The 18,747-nt window shown below is 64.0% G+C and carries 14 protein-coding genes, 1 tRNA gene and 1 other RNA gene; 11 read left to right on the top strand and 5 right to left on the bottom strand.

The window, feature by feature from the left end:
* The first annotated feature begins 54 nt into the window (after positions 1–54).
* The 3 genes from AC56PL_RS09815 (at position 55) to tgt (ending at position 4,403) form a co-directional block, all read left to right on the top strand.
* On the top strand, positions 55–678 hold the full coding sequence (locus AC56PL_RS09815; protein ID WP_495513518.1) for a TetR family transcriptional regulator: 624 nt from the start codon (positions 55–57) through the stop codon (positions 676–678).
* A gap of 49 nt (positions 679–727) precedes the next feature.
* Complete coding sequence (locus tag AC56PL_RS09810; RefSeq protein WP_495513517.1) at positions 728–3,073, top strand: MMPL family transporter; 2,346 nt, start codon at positions 728–730, stop codon at positions 3,071–3,073.
* A 67-nt stretch (positions 3,074–3,140) separates the two neighbouring features.
* The gene (gene tgt, locus AC56PL_RS09805; RefSeq protein ID WP_495513516.1) at positions 3,141–4,403 is read left to right on the top strand and encodes a tRNA guanosine(34) transglycosylase Tgt; all 1,263 of its coding nucleotides are present in this window, start codon (positions 3,141–3,143) and stop codon (positions 4,401–4,403) included.
* Here tgt and AC56PL_RS09800 read toward each other — a convergent pair whose 3' ends face one another.
* The gene (locus AC56PL_RS09800; RefSeq protein WP_497153705.1) at positions 4,404–5,069 is read right to left on the bottom strand and encodes an RDD family protein; all 666 of its coding nucleotides are present in this window, start codon (positions 5,067–5,069) and stop codon (positions 4,404–4,406) included.
* A 136-nt stretch (positions 5,070–5,205) separates the two neighbouring features.
* Positions 5,206–6,123, bottom strand: a complete 918-nt coding sequence (gluQRS, locus tag AC56PL_RS09795) for a tRNA glutamyl-Q(34) synthetase GluQRS (protein WP_497153704.1) — start codon at positions 6,121–6,123, stop codon at positions 5,206–5,208.
* Between the two features lie 33 nt (positions 6,124–6,156).
* On the opposite strand from gluQRS, the gene AC56PL_RS09790 reads away from it, so the two are divergent.
* Together AC56PL_RS09790 and AC56PL_RS09785 are read left to right on the top strand one after the other, a co-directional pair.
* Positions 6,157–7,197, top strand: a complete 1,041-nt coding sequence (locus AC56PL_RS09790) for an ATP-dependent DNA ligase (protein WP_497153703.1) — start codon at positions 6,157–6,159, stop codon at positions 7,195–7,197.
* Positions 7,194–8,228: a non-homologous end-joining DNA ligase LigD gene (locus AC56PL_RS09785; RefSeq protein WP_495515941.1), complete on the top strand. Its 1,035-nt coding sequence runs from the start codon at positions 7,194–7,196 to the stop codon at positions 8,226–8,228. Before AC56PL_RS09790 ends, AC56PL_RS09785 begins: the two co-directional genes overlap by 4 nt.
* 73 nt (positions 8,229–8,301) lie before the next feature.
* Here the strand turns inward: AC56PL_RS09785 and AC56PL_RS09780 are convergent.
* Positions 8,302–8,390: transfer RNA gene (locus tag AC56PL_RS09780), tRNA-Ser, on the bottom strand.
* A gap of 93 nt (positions 8,391–8,483) precedes the next feature.
* Between AC56PL_RS09780 and ffs the strand changes: the two genes are divergently transcribed.
* The 5 genes from ffs (at position 8,484) to AC56PL_RS09755 (ending at position 15,279) form a co-directional block, all read left to right on the top strand.
* Positions 8,484–8,580: signal recognition particle sRNA small type (ffs, locus tag AC56PL_RS09775), an RNA gene on the top strand.
* A gap of 82 nt (positions 8,581–8,662) precedes the next feature.
* Positions 8,663–9,943: an aspartate aminotransferase type Ic gene (locus AC56PL_RS09770; protein ID WP_497153702.1), complete on the top strand. Its 1,281-nt coding sequence runs from the start codon at positions 8,663–8,665 to the stop codon at positions 9,941–9,943.
* Between the two features lie 30 nt (positions 9,944–9,973).
* Complete coding sequence (locus AC56PL_RS09765; protein WP_497153701.1) at positions 9,974–11,317, top strand: glycosyltransferase 87 family protein; 1,344 nt, start codon at positions 9,974–9,976, stop codon at positions 11,315–11,317.
* A 38-nt stretch (positions 11,318–11,355) separates the two neighbouring features.
* Entirely contained in the window at positions 11,356–12,699 is a 1,344-nt protein-coding gene (locus AC56PL_RS09760; protein WP_497153700.1) for a glycosyltransferase 87 family protein, read from the top strand.
* A gap of 114 nt (positions 12,700–12,813) precedes the next feature.
* The gene (locus AC56PL_RS09755) at positions 12,814–15,279 is read left to right on the top strand and encodes a DNA polymerase III subunit gamma and tau (protein WP_497153699.1); all 2,466 of its coding nucleotides are present in this window, start codon (positions 12,814–12,816) and stop codon (positions 15,277–15,279) included.
* A gap of 82 nt (positions 15,280–15,361) precedes the next feature.
* Here the strand turns inward: AC56PL_RS09755 and AC56PL_RS09750 are convergent, their stop codons facing one another.
* Entirely contained in the window at positions 15,362–16,687 is a 1,326-nt protein-coding gene (locus tag AC56PL_RS09750) for a class I SAM-dependent methyltransferase (protein WP_497153698.1), read from the bottom strand.
* Positions 16,684–18,096 (bottom strand): FAD-binding oxidoreductase, encoded by a 1,413-nt coding sequence (locus AC56PL_RS09745; RefSeq protein ID WP_497154284.1) that lies wholly within the window; start codon positions 18,094–18,096, stop codon positions 16,684–16,686. Before AC56PL_RS09745 ends, AC56PL_RS09750 begins: the two co-directional genes overlap by 4 nt.
* A 122-nt stretch (positions 18,097–18,218) precedes the next feature.
* Between AC56PL_RS09745 and AC56PL_RS09740 the strand changes: the two genes are divergently transcribed.
* Complete coding sequence (locus AC56PL_RS09740) at positions 18,219–18,659, top strand: SRPBCC family protein (protein ID WP_495513507.1); 441 nt, start codon at positions 18,219–18,221, stop codon at positions 18,657–18,659.
* The last annotated feature ends 88 nt before the right edge of the window (positions 18,660–18,747 follow it).

Genomic DNA, 18,747 nt, shown 5'->3' with positions numbered 1-18,747 from the left:
ATTGCACCCGTCAGAAAATTTTCAGAACACTGCAATTTCCGTACGGTGGGTTGCATGGAGCAAATGGGACTTCGTGAATCCAAGAAGGCCGCCACGCGGCTCGCCTTGGCGACCGCGGTGCTCCGTCACGCCGCTGATGGTGGTTTGGAATCGGTTTCGGTCGACACCGTGGCGGCTGAGGTCGGCGTCTCGGCGCGGACCTTCCACAACTACTTCACCGGTAAAGAGGATGCGCTCATCTACTTTGTCGGTGTTGTCCTCGGGCGGATGGCCGACCACATCGAATCCCGACCGGCTGATGAATCCCTGTGGGATGCAGTCGAATACGGATTGACCGAGATTGCCTGTGATACGGACGCGGTACCGGGCCAGTTCGCCACCCTGATCCGGCTGCTCGAGACCGAGCCGACATTGGTCGCGCACAAGGAGCACAGCGACATGACCGATGTGCAGAAGGCCCGGTTCACCGAGGTCGTCACCGCACGCGGCCCGACAACTGCTCTCGGGCTTGTCGAACGGCTCGTCTTCACCAACGCACTCTGCACTCTGCGCGTGGCTCTGGAGATGTGGACCGAGGGAGCCGCTCCGCACGACGATCTGCGGCGATTCCTCGGTGAGGCGTTCGCGGTGACGAAGGCCGGTTTTACCGGACCGGCGCCGGGTCCCGCCAAACCCTGACCCCAAAAACCTCCTGAAACGAAAATCCCGATGGAAGGAAGCCCCGCACGTGGCTACATATCTTTACCGGATAGGCAGATGGGCCTATCTGAACAAATTCAAGATGGTGGCGATCTGGCTGCTTGTGCTCGTCGGGATGGGCGTGGCCGCCGCAACGCTCTCGAAGCCGACGTCAGAGAGTTTCACCATTCCCGGTGTCCCGTCGGTCACGGCCCAGAACGAGATGGTCGAGGCCTTCCCGGAGAAGCCGAAGTTCTCCGAGAACATCTCGATCAGCTACGTGGTGCAGGCGCCTGCCGGTAGCACGCTGACCGAGCCGCAGTACCAGTCTGCGATCAACACCATGGTTGATCAGATGAAGCAGTTCGACGGCGTGAAGGCGCCCGAGTCGATCGCGAACCCGTTTGACACCTATGGGACGCAGCAGAACCCCGGACCCGGGCGTGACGCGGTGGTGCAGTTCAACGAGCAGACCTTTGGTACCCCGGCGCAGGAGGCGCAGACCGACGCGCAGGTGACCTCGCCGATCAATGCCGACGCGACCATGGTCCAGTTGGGTGCCGCGTTTGATGCCGAGGCCGCAGCCGACGTCAGCGAAACCGCCCACACCCAGATGGATGAGATCGCCGATCAGGCCCGTGCCAGTGGTCTGACCGTCGAGATGTCGGGCACCGCACTGCCCCAGTCGGCAATGGGTATGACGTCCGAGCTGATCGGTGTCGCCGTAGGTGCCATCGTGATGATCCTGACCTTCGCATCGCTGGTTGCGTGGGGCATGCCTCTGATCACCGCGATCATCGGTGTGGGCATCGGCATGATGGGCGTCACCGCAGCAACGTTCTTCTTCGATCTGAGCTCCGAGACCCCGATCTTGGCCACGATGATCGGCCTGGCGGTGGGTATCGATTACGCACTGTTCATTTTGTCGCGGTACCGGCATGAGGTTCATCGGTCCAAGACCCGCGCCGAGGCTGCCGGCAAAGCTGTCGGCACGGCCGGATCGGCAGTGGTGTTCGCCGGTGCCACCGTGTTCATCGCCCTGGCGGCGCTGTTCATCGTCAACATCCCGTTCCTGACGGCGATGGGTCTGGCCGCGGCAGGCACCGTCCTGGTTGCCGTTCTCGTCGCGTTGACCCTGCTTCCCGCCATCCTCGGCATCTTCGGCGAGAAGGTGTTCGGCGGACGCATCAAGTCGCTCAACCCGCCGGATGTGACACCGCACGACCCGGCTCGCCGCCACAACGGTCAGCGCTGGATCAATCAGGTCGTCCGGCGCCCGGCGGTCTTCGCCATCGGTGGCATTGTGCTGCTGGCGCTGATCACGATCCCGATGACCGGACTCAAACTGGGGTTGCCGAACGATGGCAACGGTGATCCGAGCACCACACAGCGCCAGGCCTACGACATGGTCTCCGAAGGCTTCGGGCCGGGCGTGAACAATCCGTTTGTGGTGGTCGTCGACGGCAGCGGTATCGAGGGTGAATCGCAGCGGATCGAGGCTTTCGACGGTCTGGTCGACCAGATCCGCGGCGTAGACGATGTCTCCGCTGCCGTGATCAGCCCCGGAGACATCAGCAGCAACACCGAAACCGCCATCATCTCGGTGATCCCGGACAGTGCTGCCGGAGACGACGCAACCACGGACCTGGTCAAGGACCTGCGCGGGATGGAGTCCGACGTCGCCGAGAGCACCGGGCTGACCTATGGCGTCACCGGCCAGACCGCCATCGAGATCGATGTCTCCGACAAGCTCTCGTCGGCGCTCGTCCCATATCTGATCGTGGTCGTGGGATTGGCGTTCATCTTGCTGATGATCGTCTTCCGGTCGATCCTGGTGCCGTTGACCGCCGCGTTGGGCTTCCTTCTCAGCATCGGCGCGACCTTCGGTGCCACGGTGGCGATCTTCACGGACGGTGACCTGGGGCTGGTGGGCAATCCGCAACCGCTGGTCAGCTTCTTGCCGATCATCCTGATCGGCATCGTGTTCGGCCTGGCGATGGACTATCAGGTGTTCCTGGTCAGTCGTATGCGGGAGGCGTACGTGCACGGGAAGTCTGCCAAGGACTCCATCGTTGACGGCTTCAGTCACAGCGCCCGGGTGGTGGCTGCGGCAGCCGCGATCATGATCTCGGTGTTTGCCGCATTCATGCTGCAGGACATGGTCTTCATCAAGGCGATGGGCTTCGCGCTGGCCGCAGCGGTCTTCTTCGACGCCTTTGTCATCCGCATGACCGTGATCCCGGCAGTGCTCGCACTACTCGGTGACAAGGCCTGGTCGCTGCCGAAGTGGCTGGACAAGATCCTGCCCGACGTCGACATCGAAGGCGAAAAGCTGAACAAGACGCTGGCTGCCGAGGAGGCCGCCCGCGAGGCGGATGCCGAGGTGAAGATCTGACCCGCGTCAGATCCCGGCGCAGGAGTCTGTTTTGCCGGGCAGGGTCACCGGCTGCGAGGATGCAGCGGTGAGCAATATCGACGAAGGCCCCGACCGTACTTTCACGGTCGGGGCCACCCTGCCCGGCACCCTCGGCCGTACCGGTGTGATCAGCACCCCACACGGGGAGATCAAGACGCCGGCGTTTGTCCCGGTTGGTACCAAGGCGACCGTCAAAACCGTTGTGCCGGAAGCCGTCCGCGACCTCGGTGCGCAGGCGGTGCTCGCCAACGCCTACCACCTGTACCTGCAGCCGGGCCCGGACATCATCGACGAGGCCGGTGGTCTCGGAAAGTTCATGAACTGGCCCGGACCGACATTCACCGACAGTGGTGGCTTCCAGGTCATGTCACTGGGTGCCGGGTTCAAGAAGGTCATCGCGATGGACCTGACCGGGATGCAGAACGACGACGTCATCGCCGAGGGCAAAGAACGACTGGCCCGCGTCGACGATGACGGTGTGACGTTCAAGTCACATCTGGACGGATCGACCCATCGGTTCACGCCGGAGGTCTCGATGCAGATCCAGCATCAGCTCGGTGCCGACATCATCTTCGGGTTCGACGAACTGACCACGTTGATGAATACCCGCGCCTACCAAGAGACTTCGCTGGAGCGGACCCGACTGTGGGCGATTCGCTGTCTGGCCGAACACAATCGGCTCACCTCCGAGCGCAGCCACCGCCCGTTGCAGTCGCTGTGGGGTGTCATCCAGGGTGCGCAGTACGAGGACCTGCGCCGTAAAGCGGCCCGCGACCTGGTGACGATGAGCGAAAAAGATGTCGCCGAAGGCGGCCGCGGATTTGGTGGCTACGGCATCGGCGGTGCGCTCGAGAAGCAGAATCTCGGCACCATCGTCCGGTGGGTCAACGAGGAATTGCCGGTCGACAAGGCCAGGCACCTGCTCGGTATCAGCGAACCCGACGACATCTTCACCGCGATCGAAAGCGGTATCGACACGTTCGACTGCGTCTCACCGTCCCGCGTGGCACGCAACGGTGCGATCTATTCACTCGATGGTCGCTACAACGTGACCAACAGCCGGTTCCGCCGCGACTTCACGCCGCTGGACCCTGAGATGCAGAACTACACAACGCAATACACGCGTGCGTACATTCATCACCTGTTCAAGGCCAAAGAAGGCCTGGCGGCCACACTCTGCACCATTCACAATGAGCACTTCATCGTGACGCTGGTGGAGCGGGCGCGCCAGGCCATCATCGACGGCAACTATTTCGAGTTCCGGGACGAGTTCCTCGGCCGGTACTACGCGGGCGCCGCGGCCAAGTGATCAGGCGGTCTTGACGACCGAGGTGCCGCCTGCGAACTTGTCGTGCCACCCCTGGTTGCGGGGGTCGCTGTTGATCGTGACGGCGATGGAGACGGCCAGACCGATCCAGATGAAGCCGAGGAACAGCGGCAGGAAGAATATCGGCAACCAGGCCAGGACGCCGACGAGCATCCAGCCGTTCCGTTTGGCAGATTCGTCGATGGTCGGAATGCCGCCTTGTGCACCAACCACTTTGAGCTTCAGCAGCTTCTTGGCGACAGTGGCGCCTTCTTGCTGGGTCTCGAAGTAGACGAAATACGCGTACGCCGCGAAGGACAGTACGAAACCGACGATCAGTGCGATGAACCACGGGGCCACCCAGAAGAGCGCCGTGTAGATGATGTTCATCGGAATCGCGACGATGAGCCAGTCGATGACCCTGGCGGCCAGGCGGATTCCCACATCGGCAGGCGCACCGGGACCGGGTTGCGGCCCGGGCTGACCGTACTGGGGACCGGGCTGACCGTACTGGGGATCTGGCCCGCCGTAGGGGGCCGCGGGTTGTCCGTAGGGAGATCCACCGTTCGATGGCGGCGGGTAGGAGCCCGGCTTTTGCAGCGGGGGAGGGTTGGCGTCCGGGCCGGGGCCGGGATACGGCTCGGATCCGGGGTACTGGGGACCACTCATGGGAACGTCCTCTCGCGGGGGGTATGCCCCGTCGGTTGTCGATTTGATGAGTGACCTTAAGCCGGGAGTGTCGGCTGAAACGAGAGCCGAACCGATAGATATCCCGATTGAATGACCGTCGACCAGCCCGCGTGTATCAGTGGCGCAAGAGGTCTGCAGGGTCGAGAATCCACGGTTCGGATGGCAGGCTCGCCGGAACGAACCGGGCGAGCATCAGGTCGGCGGAGACCGACTCGCCGGGATCCGCGAGATTCAACGAGTTCGCGATCAGCGACAGGACACGCTGTGTGTCCACGCCGCCTGCCTCCAGATCGGCCAGGGTGACGGCGCCGTCGCGTTTGGCAAGCCGTTTGCGCTCGGTGTTCAGGACCATCGGGACGTGTGCGTACGAGGGAGGTGTCAGCCCGAGCATTGTTGCGAGATAACTCTGCCGGGGCGCCGAACTCAGCAGGTCGTCGCCGCGGACAACCTGATCGACGGCTTGGGCGTTGTCGTCGATGACCACCGCCAGGTTGTAGGCCGGGATCCCGTCGCCGCGACGTAACACGAAATCGTCGACCGGCCCGGTGAACCGACCCTTGAGCACATCGGACACGGTGAACTCGGTGACGTCGGCGCGCAGTCGGATCGCCGGTCGTCGTCCGGCGTCGATGTGGGCCTGCTCCGCAGCGGTTGTCAGATTCCGGCAGGTTCCCGGGTACGCACCCGCGAGACCGTGTGGCGCCGATGGCGCTTCCGAGATCTCGCGTCGGGTGCAGTAGCAGTTGTAGGTCAGGCCGCGATCATGCAGCTCAGCGATCGTGTTGTTGTAATTGGCGAGCCGCTGCGACTGCCACATGATCGGCGGATCCCAGTCGATACCGAGTTCGGCCAGGTCAGCGAGTTGTCGCTCGGCGGATCCGGCGGCCACCCGATCGAGGTCTTCCATCCGCATCCGGAATGTGCGGCCGGTGGTTCGAGCAAACATCCAGGCCAACAGGGCGGTACGAAGATTACCGACATGCAGGTCTCCTGACGGCGACGGCGCGTACCGTCCACCCCCGCGATAGTCCACCCCACGAGCCTACAAGTGGAAGTATTGACGGTCATGGACCTCCCTGTGATGCCGCCGGTGGTGCCGATGTTGGCCAAGGCCGCGGTAAAGATCCCTGATGAGCCCGGCGTCGAGGTGTGGTCGCATGAGCCCAAGTGGGACGGATTTCGCGCCATCATCTTCCGCGACGGCGACGAGGTGGTCATCGGGTCGCGCGGCGGCAAAGACCTGGGCCGCTACTTTCCGGAGCTGATCGAGGCGGCCCGAGATGAGTTGCCCGACAAGGTTGTTGTCGACGGTGAGATCGGCGTCCAGGCAGATCTGGGCGGCGTCCGACGCCTCAGCTGGGATGCGTTGTCGATCCGGATCCACCCCGCCAAGTCCCGCGTGACGATGCTTGCCGAGCAGACCCCGGCAATGTTCATCGGCTTCGATGCGCTGGCGATGGGGGACCGGGACCTGACAAGTGAGGCGTTCGCGGTCCGTCGGGCGGCGCTGCTCGAAGCGATACCCGGCGCCGGTCGCTGCCGGGTCAGCCGGGTGACCACCGATGCCGAGTTGGCGCACCAATGGTTCTCCGAGTTCGAGGGTGCCGGCCTCGACGGTGTGGTCAGCAAACGCCTTGATGGCCGCTATCTTCCGGGCAAGCGCGAGATGGTCAAGGTCAAGCACAAGCGCAGCGCCGACTGCGTGGTGATCGGGTATCGCGTCCACAAGAGTGGAACCGGACTCGGTTCGATGCTGCTCGGCCTGTACGACGAGGGGGAATTGCGGATGGTCGGTGGGGCCGGAGCGTTCTCCGACGCCAAACGGATCGAGCTGCAGCAACTGCTCGAACCGATGCGGCTGGACCCGGACAACGTCGCCGAAGGTGAACCCAGCCGGTGGAAGGAAAAGGGTTCGGCACAATGGATTCCGATCCGTCCGGAGCTCGTGGTCGAGGTCGGCTATGACCAGATGGAAGGGCAACGGTTTCGCCACACGGTTCAGTTCGTGCGCTGGCGCCCGGATCGCGAACCGGAGAGCTGCGGCTACGACCAACTCGAGGTGCCATTGACCTACGACCTGTTCGACGTACTGGAGGGGCAGAACTGATGGCCAGATCACCGGCGGAGGAACTCGATGTCGACGGAACGCCTGTGCGACTGTCGAATCCGGACAAGATCTACTTTCCGGAACTCGGTGAGAACGGTGGCCGCAAACGCGATCTCGTCGGGTACTACCGCACCGTTGCGCTGCAGGGTGCGCTGTTGACCGCACTACGTGATCGCCCGACGTTCCTGCAGCGCTTCCCCGATGGGATCGAAGGCGAAGAGATCTACCAGAAGCGGGTCGCGGCCAAGCGTCCCGAGCACGTGGAGTCGACGTCGATCACGTTCCCGTCGGGGCGTAAGGCCGATGCAATCCGAACAAAAAGCGCACCCGATATCGTCTGGGCCGCCAACCTGGGAACGATCACGTTCCATCCGTGGCCCACCATCGCACCGGACAACGATCACCCCGACCAGCTCCGCATCGACCTGGACCCGCAACCAGGTACCGATTTCTCGGACGCGCGCCGGGTGGCGATCGACGTCCTGCATCCGCTACTCGACGAGCTGGGGCTGCACGGCTATCCGAAGACCTCGGGCGGCCGCGGACTACACGTGTTCGTGCCGATCGAACCGAAGTGGGACTTCATCTCGACCCGGCGGGCCGTCATCGCACTGGCCCGAGAGCTCGAACGCCGCGACAGTTCGGCGATCACCACGTCGTGGTGGAAGGAAGAGCGCGGGGAACGGATCTTCATCGACTTCAACCAGAACGCGCGTGACCGGACGATGGCCGCCGGCTACTCGGCCCGTCGCACCCCGACGGCAACGGTCTCGACACCGGTCACCTGGGAAGAGCTCTCTGACGTCGATCCGTTGGATTGCACCATCGCCACCGTCCCGGACTTGTTGGCCAGGCGTGGTGATCCCATGTCCGACATCGACTCTCATCGCAGCGGTCTCGAACCGCTCCTCGAAATGGTGGCGCGAGATGAACGGGATGGATTGGGGGACATGCCGTATCCGCCGAGCTATCCGAAGATGCCGGGTGAACCCAAACGGGTGCAGCCATCACGCGCCAGAGACGACACCTGACCCGTTTGCGGGGAGCTGAAAAACGAAATCGCCCCGTATGGAAATACGGGGCGATCTCGATATTTCGTCCTTCTGGCGGAGGATAGGGGATTCGAACCCCTGAGGGCTATTAACCCAACCCGCGTTCCAGGCGAGCGCCATAGGCCACTAGGCGAATCCTCCGTCCGGCAGCTTACCGGCTCCAGGCGCACTCGCCAAAAACGGGCTGCTCAGAGGGTAAGTTTTCGCTCTCTGCGGTCGGCCCGCTACACTCGTTTCTGGATCCCGCGCGGCGAGCATCCTGTGAACTCCCCCAGGGCCGGAAGGCAGCAAGGGTCAGCGGGCTCTGCCGGGTGCGCGGGGTCCCCTACTTTGTTTCCGAGCAGATCCGCTGTTCTGCGCGTACCTCCGCGCAACCACAGTTCCGGGGCGGGGTCGTTCCGGGAAAGGCCGTAGTGAATTTCCACTCGATGAGTGCTGACCAGCTGACCGCCACCCAATCCGAGCTGCGTGCGAAGTACCAAGCGCTCGTCGATGCCGGCCTCAAGTTGGACCTCACCCGAGGCAAGCCTGCCCCAGCGCAACTCGATCTGTCGGCCGAACTGCTGTCACTGCCCGGTGCCGACGACTACCGCGACGGCAACGGAACCGACACCCGCAACTACGGCGGCGTCACCGGTCTGCCCGAGCTGCGCGCGATCTTCGGTGAACTGCTCGGTATCCCCACCGACAATCTCCTGGCAGGCGGCAATGCCAGCCTGGAGATCATGCACGACCTCGTCGTGTTCGCCCTTCTGCACGGCACTCCCGATTCCGCCGAGCCGTGGGGGCGCGGCCCGATCAAGTTCCTGTGCCCGTCGCCCGGCTACGACCGTCATTTCGCGATCAGCGAGTCCTACGGGATCGAGATGATCACCGTGCCGATGAACGACGACGGTCCCGACGTCGCCTTCTGCGCGGACCTGGTCGCATCGGATCCCCAGATCAAGGGCATGTGGTGCGTCCCGACGTACTCGAACCCGACCGGCGCGACCTACAGTCCCGAGGTCGCCCGCGGTCTGATGTCGATGAAGAGCGCAGCTCCCGACTTCCGCATCATCTGGGACAACGCGTACGTCGTGCACACCCTCGTCGACGAGCCCCCGGCCCCGATCGATGTCCTCGGGCTCGCCGCGGCTGCGGGTAACCCGAACCGGCCGTTGGTCCTTGCCTCGACATCCAAGATCACCTTTGCCGGGGCCGGTGTCTCGTTCTTCGGATCGTCGGCGGAGAACCTGGCCTGGTACCAGCGCCACGTCTCGATCAAGACCATCGGTCCGGACAAACTGAATCAGCTGCGTCACCTTCGTTTCTTCAAGGACGCCGACGGCGTCCGGGCCCACATGGCCAAGCATCGCGAGTTGCTGGTGCCGAAGTTCGCGATGGTGTTGCAGATCCTCGAAGAACGGCTCGGCGGCGCCAAGGTCGCGTCCTGGACCGAACCCGAGGGCGGCTACTTCATCAGCCTCGACGTCATCGACGGCACCGCGGCCCGCGTCATCACGCTGGCCAAGGAAGCCGGGATCTCGCTGACGGGTGCCGGCTCGGCGTTCCCGTACGAAAAAGACCCGAACAACCGCAACATCCGGTTGGCCCCGACGTTCCCCGGCCTCGAGGAGCTTCGTGTGGCCATGGACGGTGTGGCGACCTGTGTCCTGCTCGCGTCGGCGGAGCAGTTGCTCGAACAGCAGGGCTGACATGCACGCGTGTGGTGACCGGACAGGTCGTTGAGCGAGCACAATCCGATGGACTCCGAGTCCGTCACCGCAGAGTCGCACGCAGAGAAAACCGCAGGAAAATCCCATCCTGGACGGACCGTGCCGTGGCCTGCCGCCGTCGTGGTGGTCTCTGTCGTGCTCGGACTGCTGGCGATCTGGCTTCAGCATCTGGCGGTCCCGCTGGACGAGCCCTATTGGGGCCTGTTCGGCAACCAGCTCGACCTCGAGGTCTACCGGCAGGGTGCCCAGGCCGTCATCGACGGGCACCGGCTGTACGAGGCCAAGCTCGTCGGAGTCATGGACTACACGTACGCCCCGGCGTCGGTGTTCGTGTTCGTCCCGTTTGCGTTGATGACCGTGGAGATGGCCCGGGTCGTGTGGATGGCGGGCATCTTCATCGCGCTGTACTTCGTGATGACGCTCAGCTTCAAGAATCTCGGCTATCGGATCACCTGGCCGGTGCGGACGATGGCGATGTCGCTGGTGTTGATCTCCACATTGATGGAGCCGGTACGCACCACGATGTGGTACGGCCAGATCAACGTGTTCCTGATGCTGTTGATCCTGTGGGACCTGCTGCGCGAAAAGGACAGTCGGCTGCGCGGTCTGGGTGTCGGGATCGCGGCAGGCATCAAACTGACGCCGCTGATCTTCGTGTTCTATCTGGCGATCAACCGGAACTGGCGGTCGGTGGTCGTCGCCTGCGCGGGACTCGTCGGCACCGTGGTCATCGGCTTTCTCGTGATGCCGCGTGACTCGTGGAAGTACTGGAGTGGGACGTTCATCGACTCCGAGCGGGTGGGCGCGCCCAATACCGTTGGCAATCAGTCCATCCGCGGCGCCCTGGCGAACCTGGGGCAGACGGACAGCCCGAACATCCTCGTGTGGGGCACGCTGGCGCTGGCGGCGCTGGTACTCGGCATGGTCGCGGCCTCCCTTGCCCATCGCGCCGGTCACGAGCTGCTGGCGATCACACTGGTCGGGATGACGGGCACGGTGGTGTCGCCGATGTCGTGGGGTCATCACTGGGTGTGGGTGGTTCCGATGCTGGTGATCGTGGTGCACCTGGTGCTGTCTGCACGGACGCCTGCGCTCCGGATCCTCGCCGCGGTGGGTGCGCTGGCGATGCTGCTCACCACCTTCGTCTGGCGCACCTACCTGGACCATCCGGTGCTTCAGATCGAGCGGGTTCTACCCAATGGCTACTTCACCGGACTGTTCCACAAGTTCGGGATCACCTGGCTCCGGTGGTTCACCTACGACCCCTACAACTGGATGTTCCTGGTGGTCGCTGTGGTCAGCATCATCTGCCTCACGGCAAGCCGCAGGGCCGAACGGGTGTCAGCGGGCTAACATTCCTGGCGGAGTCACTGCTGGGGGAAGGCGGAAAAGTGCCCACTGACGACGCCACGCCTTCGTCGACGCGACTGCGTTTCCCGACCAGTCTCTGGCTGCTCGCCGGGTTCGTGGTCGCCGCCGTGCTCGCGGTCTACGTCCAGGTCACCTTCATACCGCTGGACGCCAACGTCTTCGGCCTCTTCGAAAACCAGGTCGACCTGCATGTCTACCGTCAAGGTGCGCTGCACCTGCTGCACGGGCAACCGCTGTACGAAGCCCCGATGCTGCCGAACGGGTTGCTCTACACCTACACCCCGTTCTCCACGATCGTCTTCCAGCCGTTTGCCTGGCTCGCGGTCGGCTCGGCCGATGTGGTGTGGACCGTACTGATCTTCGCGGCGCTGTTCTATGTGATCGTGGCGTCGTTTCGGAGCTTGGGCTACCGCGTCGACTGGCGGTTGCTGGTGGTTTCCGCGGCGCTGGTGTGCTGCTCGACGTTGCTCGAACCGGTTCGGACCACCATTTGGTACGGACAGATCAATGTCTTCCTGATGGCGATCGTGCTGTGGGATCTGCTGCGGCCGGATGGCAGTCGGCTCAAGGGGATCGGTGTCGGCCTCGCAGCGGGTATCAAACTCACCCCGGGCTTCTTCGTCCTCTACCTCGCGGTCACCCGACGCTGGCGCGCAATTGTGGTTGCCGCCGTGACCATCGTGTGCACGATTGCTCTCGGGTTCCTGGTGACACCTGGGCAATCGTGGAAGTACTGGACCGATCGGGTGATCAACTCCGAACGCGTCGGGCCGATCGATGCACCCAGCAATCAGTCGATCAAGGGTGCGCTCGCCACAACGTTCAAAACCGTCGATCCCAATCAGCTGGTGTGGGCGGTGCTGGTGGTCGTCGCGGTCGTGATCGGGATGGGCGCGGCCTTTCTCGCGCATCGGCATGGGCAGGAACTCCTGGCGCTGTGCCTGACCGGCATGACGGCGACCGCGGTCTCCCCGTTCAGCTGGGGACACCACTGGGTCTGGTTCGTGCCCCTGCTCGTCTACCTGGTCCACCTGCCCATCGCGGCGTGGCGCTCCGGGCGGACCTGGGTGTTGCCGGTGACGCTGTTGCTCCCGGCCGCGCTGTTCACCACGGCCTTCACCTGGCGCAACCACCTGCCGGGCGGTGCAATGGGATTCACGCCGTTCTACGGGACAGGCATGTTCATGACACCGTTCCCGGACTGGCTGCGGTGGTTCTCAGCCGAGCCGTATCTGTGGGTCTTCGGGGTCACGGCGGTGGCGACGCTGGTCCTGTGGGGGCCGGCAGAGTTCCGGAGGCTGCGGACTCCGAAGCCTGCTCCTGAACCGGTCGAACTCGCGGTCCGCGATAGTTTGCGTGACTAGCGACGGCTTCTGATCTGTACACCGGTGGTCGGTGTGAGCATTCAGCACACGATTGTCCGGCAGGCAACACTGGCCGACCCCGCGGCCGTCGTACCTCGCCGGTAGTCTCGCACCGTGGCTCTTTACCGGACTTATCGCCCCGCGACCTTCGCCGAAGTTGTCGGGCAGGAGCATGTCACCGAGCCCTTGGGTGTGGCCCTGAACTCCGGCCGGATCAACCATGCCTACCTGTTCTCGGGTCCGCGTGGTTGTGGCAAGACGTCGTCGGCTCGCATCCTTGCCCGTTCGCTGAACTGCGTGGAAGGGCCCACCTCGACACCCTGTGGCGTCTGCTCGTCATGCATCGCCCTGGGTCCGGGTGGCCCGGGCAACATGGACGTGATCGAACTCGACGCCGCCAGCCACGGTGGTGTCGACGACACCCGCGAACTGCGTGATCAAGCGTTCTATGCGCCTGCCGAGTCTCGCTACCGGGTGTTCATCATCGACGAGGCCCACATGGTCAGCAACGCGGGTTTCAACGCGCTGCTCAAGATCGTGGAAGAGCCACCAGAGCATCTGATCTTCATCTTCGCGACCACCGAGCCCGAGAAGGTCTTGCCCACCATCCGGTCGCGCACCCATCACTACCCGTTCCGGTTGCTGGCCCCGGCAACCATGCGCGGATTGCTCGAACGCATCTGCACGAGCGAGCACGTCACCGTCGAACCGACGGTGTTCCCGTTGGTGATCCGGGCGGGCGGCGGTTCTCCGCGTGACTCGCTCAGTGTCCTGGACCAGCTGCTCGCCGGTGCAGGCCCGGAAGGTGTCACTTATCAACGGGCGCTGGCTCTGCTGGGTGTCACCGATGTGGCGTTGATCGACGACGCCATCAACGCACTGGCCGACCACGACGGCGCCGCGCTGTTCGGGACGGTCGAGGCCGTGGTGGACGCCGGACACGATCCCCGCCGGTTCGCGGTCGACCTGCTCGAACGTCTGCGGGACCTGATCCTGATGAACGCCGTCCCCGATGCCGCGCAACGAGGACTCGTCGAAGCCCCTGACGATCAGGTCGAGCAGATGGTTGCCCAGGTCGCCCGGCTCGAAGCGGGCACACTGACCCGTTTCGCCGAGACCGTCCACGACGCACTGGGGGAGATGCGCGGGACCACGTCCCCGAGGCTGCTCCTGGAAGTGATGTGCGCCCGGATGTTGCTGCCGGCCTCGTCGGATTCGGAGTCCGGTGTGCTGCAACGGATCGAGCGCATCGAGTCCCAGCTCGCCAGTGGCGTGATCGCCACTCCGGGTGATGGTGCGTCTGCGGTGTCCGGGTCTCCGTCGGTATCGTCGGCGGCTCCGGCGGCGCCCCCGATCGACGCGGCACCCTCGAAGTTTGTCCGACCGTCGCAGCGTAAACAGCAGGACGACGTCGCCGAATCGGAGCCGGAGGCCGCGCAGACGCCTGTACCGACTCCGGTCCCCACCCCAGAACCCGTGCCGGCCCCCACCCCGGAACCGGAACCGACTCCCGCGCCGCAGCCGAAACCTGAACCCGCGCCAGTCGCGGAACCTGCACCGGTTGTGGAACCTGCAGCGGTTCCGGAGTCTGAACCCGGGCCCGACCTTGCACTGGTGCCCGAGCCGGCCCCTGAGCCCGAGCTTGCGCTGGTGCCCGAGCCGACCCCCGAGCCCGAGGCGACCCCCGAGCCTGTGCCCGAGCCCGAGCCAGCACTCGAACTCGAGCCCGCGCTCATCCCTGCGCCGCAGCCGGTTTCGGTCGAGCCAGAGCCAGAGCCAGAGGTGGCGCCGGAACCGCAGCCCGCGCCGGAACCAGCGACCGCGGAACCAGCGGCAATGTTTGAAGTGTCGACACCGCCCGAGCCAGAAAAGGAATCGGAGCCCGCTCAGGAGCTCGAGTCGGCTTCGCCGTTCGATGATGTCCCGCCGCCGCCCGAACCTGATTTCGAGCCGGAGCCCGATCATCACGCTGAGCCCGCACCACAGGTCGAGCCGGAGCCCAAGGTCGCAGCCGCCGGGCTCGATCTGGCTGCGGTACAGGCGAAGTGGCAAGAGGTCCGGACCGCGGTTCGAGCCGCCAACAAGGTTACCGAGGTGATGCTCTCCGGTGCCTCGGTCCGTGGAATCGACGGCAGCACCCTGATCCTGAGCCACGACTCACAGCCACTCGTTCAGCGGTTGAGTTCGCAGCACGCGGTGGACGTGATCAATGCCGCTATGACGCACGTTTTCGGCGGCGACTGGCAGGTGCAGGTGCATGCGGCGTCCGCGATGCCGGCAATGCCGAAAACCCAGACCGCGCAAACCGATACCCGCAAGCCCGAGGCGAAACAGGCCACCTACACCCGGCCGAGCCGCGGTGCTCCAGCCACCCCGAGCGCAGGCGACGAAGAGTCACCCGAACCGGAGCCTGAACCGGAACCGGCTCCCGAGCCCGTCAAAGACGAAGACCTCACCGATGACGAGCGCAACGAAATGGTTGCCACCGCACGCAATTCGACCCCGGACCCGCGTCAGGACCCCGAGCAGATCGCGATCGCGCTGCTGACGAGTGAGCTCGGCGCCACGCCGATCAACTAGGCAAGCGACAGATACACCAGTTCCAGTCAAAACCACACGTTCCAACGTGTGGTTTTGACTGGAACTGGTGTATCTGCGGAGGTTAGGCCTGCCACCACGGGCGCAGCGGGAGTCCGCCGTTGCCGCCGTCGTTGTCGAGCTTGACGGCCAGCACCTGGTGGAGCTGAATGATGTTGCGGTCGAAACCGAGTCGGCAGCCGGCCATGTAGAGGCCCCAGAGCCGGGCGGTACCTTCGCCGACTTCCTCGACGGCGGCATCCCAGTTGTCGACGAGGTTCTTGTTCCAGTCGCGCAGTGTCATCGCGTAGTGCTCGCGCAGGTTCTCCTCGTGGAGAACCTCCATCGAACCGACGTCCTGGATCGCGGAGATGATCGTGCCCGAACCGGTGAGTTCCCCGTCGGGGAACACGTAGCGGTCGATGAATGCGCCCGCCTTGCCCTTGGATCTGTTGTCAGGGCGGGTGATGCAGTGGTTCAACAGGATTCCGCCATCGCGCAACTTGGCCCGGATGAACTTGAAGTACGACGGATAGTTCGCGATCCCGATGTGCTCGGTCAGACCGATCGACGACACGGCGTCGAAATCTTCTTCGGTGATGTCGCGATAGTCGCTGTGCCGGACCTCGGCGAACTCGCTGAGGCCTTCGTCGACGATGGCCTGCTGTGCGTACTGCGCCTGCTCGGCTGACAGGGTCACACCGATGACGTGGACCCCCTGGCGTGCGGCGTACCGGACCATCGAGCCCCAGCCGCAACCGATGTCGAGCAGTCGGTCACCGGCCTTGAGCTTCAACTTCTCGAACACCAGGCGGTATTTGTTTTCCTGGGCCTCTTCCAGGCTTGCGTCCCGCTCGGGGTAGCAGGCACAGGTGTAGGTCATCGACGGTCCGAGGACCAGCTCGTAGAAGGCGTTGGAGACGTCGTAGTGGTAGTGGATGGCCTCGGCATCGCGGGTCCGGCTGTGCCGCAAACCCTCAGCGATCCGGCGCCACCGTGGCAGCTGTTCCTGTGGTGGCGGTGCAATCAGTTTGAAGTGTTCCAGACCGATCGAGCGGGTGATCTGTGCCATCACGCGGGCCGAGGGGCGCTCGAAGTGGATGTCTTCGGCGAGGGCACGCAGGGCGTCGTAGGGGTCGCCACCGGGCGCACCGTGCAGCTTGAGGTCGCCTGCGATGTAGGCGCGGGCCAGTCCGAGGTCTCCGGGAGCTGTTGCCAGATACGTGGTTCCACGGGGCGTCACCAACTCCACGCCGTACTCGGCGTCCTCGGGACCAGCCGAGCTGCCGTCGTACGCGGTCACCCGTACGTTCAGATCTCCACCCGCAAACGCTTCGACGACCTCGGCCAAGCTGAGCTTGGGACCTACCACCGATCCGGAAGTGAGGTCATTTTCTTTGAATGTCGTCACTGACGTTGCACCGCCTTTGCGTAGAGGTCGAGGAGCCGCGACCCTGGGTCATAGTGTTTCTTCAACAGGCGGTAGGGCTCCCCGCCGTACAGTTCATCGAACTCTTCTTTGCCGTAAAAAGACTCGGAATACAGCGACTTGTGACCACCGAGTTCGGACACCTTGATCTCGATCAGGCGATTTGCGTAGCCCTCGGGTTGGTCATCGCGCTTGGGTACCGCGGACCAGAAACCCACGTTGACGTAGGTCCGGGCAGGTTCGAGTGGGTACAGCGGCCACGGCCGTTGGGTGTCGGCACCGGGCAGCGCCGGTTCGCGAAGTCGTAGTGGGCAGAGCCAGATCGGTTCGATGGGGATGTTCTCGAGAAACCATGCGATGAACTCGGCGGTCCGCTCGATCGGCACCTCGATGTCCTGCACCACCCGCTCATTCGGGGGCTCACCTTTGCGGGCATTGAGCTTGTCGCCGACGTTGAATCGATGATCGAGACCGATCAGTTTCCAGTAGAAGCTGCTGCGCAACAGCTTCTTGGGCCACAGCCGTCGGATGCGAGGGTTCTGCGCACCGAATGCGCGAGAACACCAGAACCAGTCGGTATCCCAGCGCCAGAGGTAGTCCGAGATGGTGAGGCGGTCGCGGATGGGTGTGGAGTCCGCGGAGTGCTGGATGGACCGGTAGAAGATCTGATCGCCGGTGTAGTCGCTCACCGGGCCGCCCGCGGTGGTCTGCCGGCCGAGGGTCAGGTAGCTCTCGGCGGCCGAGAAGACCACGCCGTCGAGATAATCCACGCGTTCACCGTCGAACTCGCCGGCGTCGACGATCTGTACCATCGCGGATTGGAGTGCCTCGACCGTGGTGAACCGGACATGGCGCAGTTCCACAAATGGTGCGACCTCTTCGAGCTCGATCCGCAGTCGTGTCGAATAGCCAAGAGTGCCGTAGGAATTGGGAAATCCGAAGAACAGATCCGAATTCTCGCTGGTTGGCGAGGTGGTGACGATCTCGCCCGCACCGGTGAGGATGTCGATCTCGAGGACCGACTCGTGCGGCAAACCGTTGCGAAACGACGTCGACTCGATACCGAGGCCGGTCACCGCGCCGCCGAGGGTGATCGTCTTGAGCTGTGGAACGACCTTCGGGGCAAGTCCGTACTTGAGCGTGGTGGCGACGAGTTCCTCGTAGGTGCACATGCCGGCGACATCCGCGGTGCGCGCGGCCACGTCGACGGAGATCACCCGGCCGAGTCCGGAGACGTCGAGGCCGGGGTACGGATTTTTGGCTCGTTTACGGAAGAGGTTGGATGTCTTTTTGGCCAGACGGACCCTGCCGGAAGCCGGAATTGCCCGGTAACTCGCCAGCAGCGTCGCGACTCCTTCATCGAAGGCGGCGCGACCGGACACGGAACCCATAACCCTCGGCACGCATAAGAGCCTAGGACTACCGTCCAGCGCATGCCACTTCGGAGGGTCCGCATGTGGTTCTGGCAGGCTCAGGGGTCTGAAGCATCATAAAACCGGAAGGTGATTATTTCGTGGCACAGGTAACCGCATCACAGTCGATTGAGATCAATGCCGCGCCCGAGCAGGTTCTGGCGGCACTGTCCGACTACCAGACCGTTCGACCGGCCATCCTTCCCGCGCAGTATCGCGACTACGCCGTGGTCGCCGGTGGGGTCGGTGCCGGGACCGTCGCCAAGTGGACTCTGCAGGCGACGTCGAAGCGCTCGCGCAATGTGCAGGCCTCTGTGGACCAGGTGGGTTCGACGATCACCGAGACCGACGCGAACTCGTCGATGATCACCACCTACCAGGTACAGCCGCTGGGCACGGGCTCGAAGGTCACCACCGTCACCACCTGGCAGGGTGCAGGCGGTATCGGCGGCTTCTTCGAGAAGACCTTCGCGCCGAAGGGTCTGGGCCGCATCCAGGCCGAGGTGCTCGGAAACCTGAAGTCGCACGTCGAACGCGGCTGATCGGTCAGATTCGGGCCCGCTGAAGAATCCCTGTTGAGGAACCGTAGACCGTCGCCACTGCCCTTGCGGGACGGTGTCGACCCGACCC

The sequence above is a fragment of the Williamsia sp. Y721 genome (assembly GCF_059683565.1).
This window is presented reverse-complemented; position numbering and strand designations above follow the sequence as displayed.

Bases quoted from the DNA above. Each gene is read 5' to 3' on its own strand.
- AC56PL_RS09815 (WP_495513518.1), top strand. From the start codon at position 55: ATGGAGCAAATGGGACTTCGTGAATCCAAGAAGGCCGCCACGCGGCTC.
- AC56PL_RS09800 (WP_497153705.1), bottom strand. From the start codon at position 5,069: ATGAGTGGTCCCCAGTACCCCGGATCCGAGCCGTATCCCGGCCCCGGC.
- AC56PL_RS09790 (WP_497153703.1), top strand. From the start codon at position 6,157: ATGGACCTCCCTGTGATGCCGCCGGTGGTGCCGATGTTGGCCAAGGCC.
- AC56PL_RS09745 (WP_497154284.1), bottom strand. From the start codon at position 18,096: ATGGGTTCCGTGTCCGGTCGCGCCGCCTTCGATGAAGGAGTCGCGACG.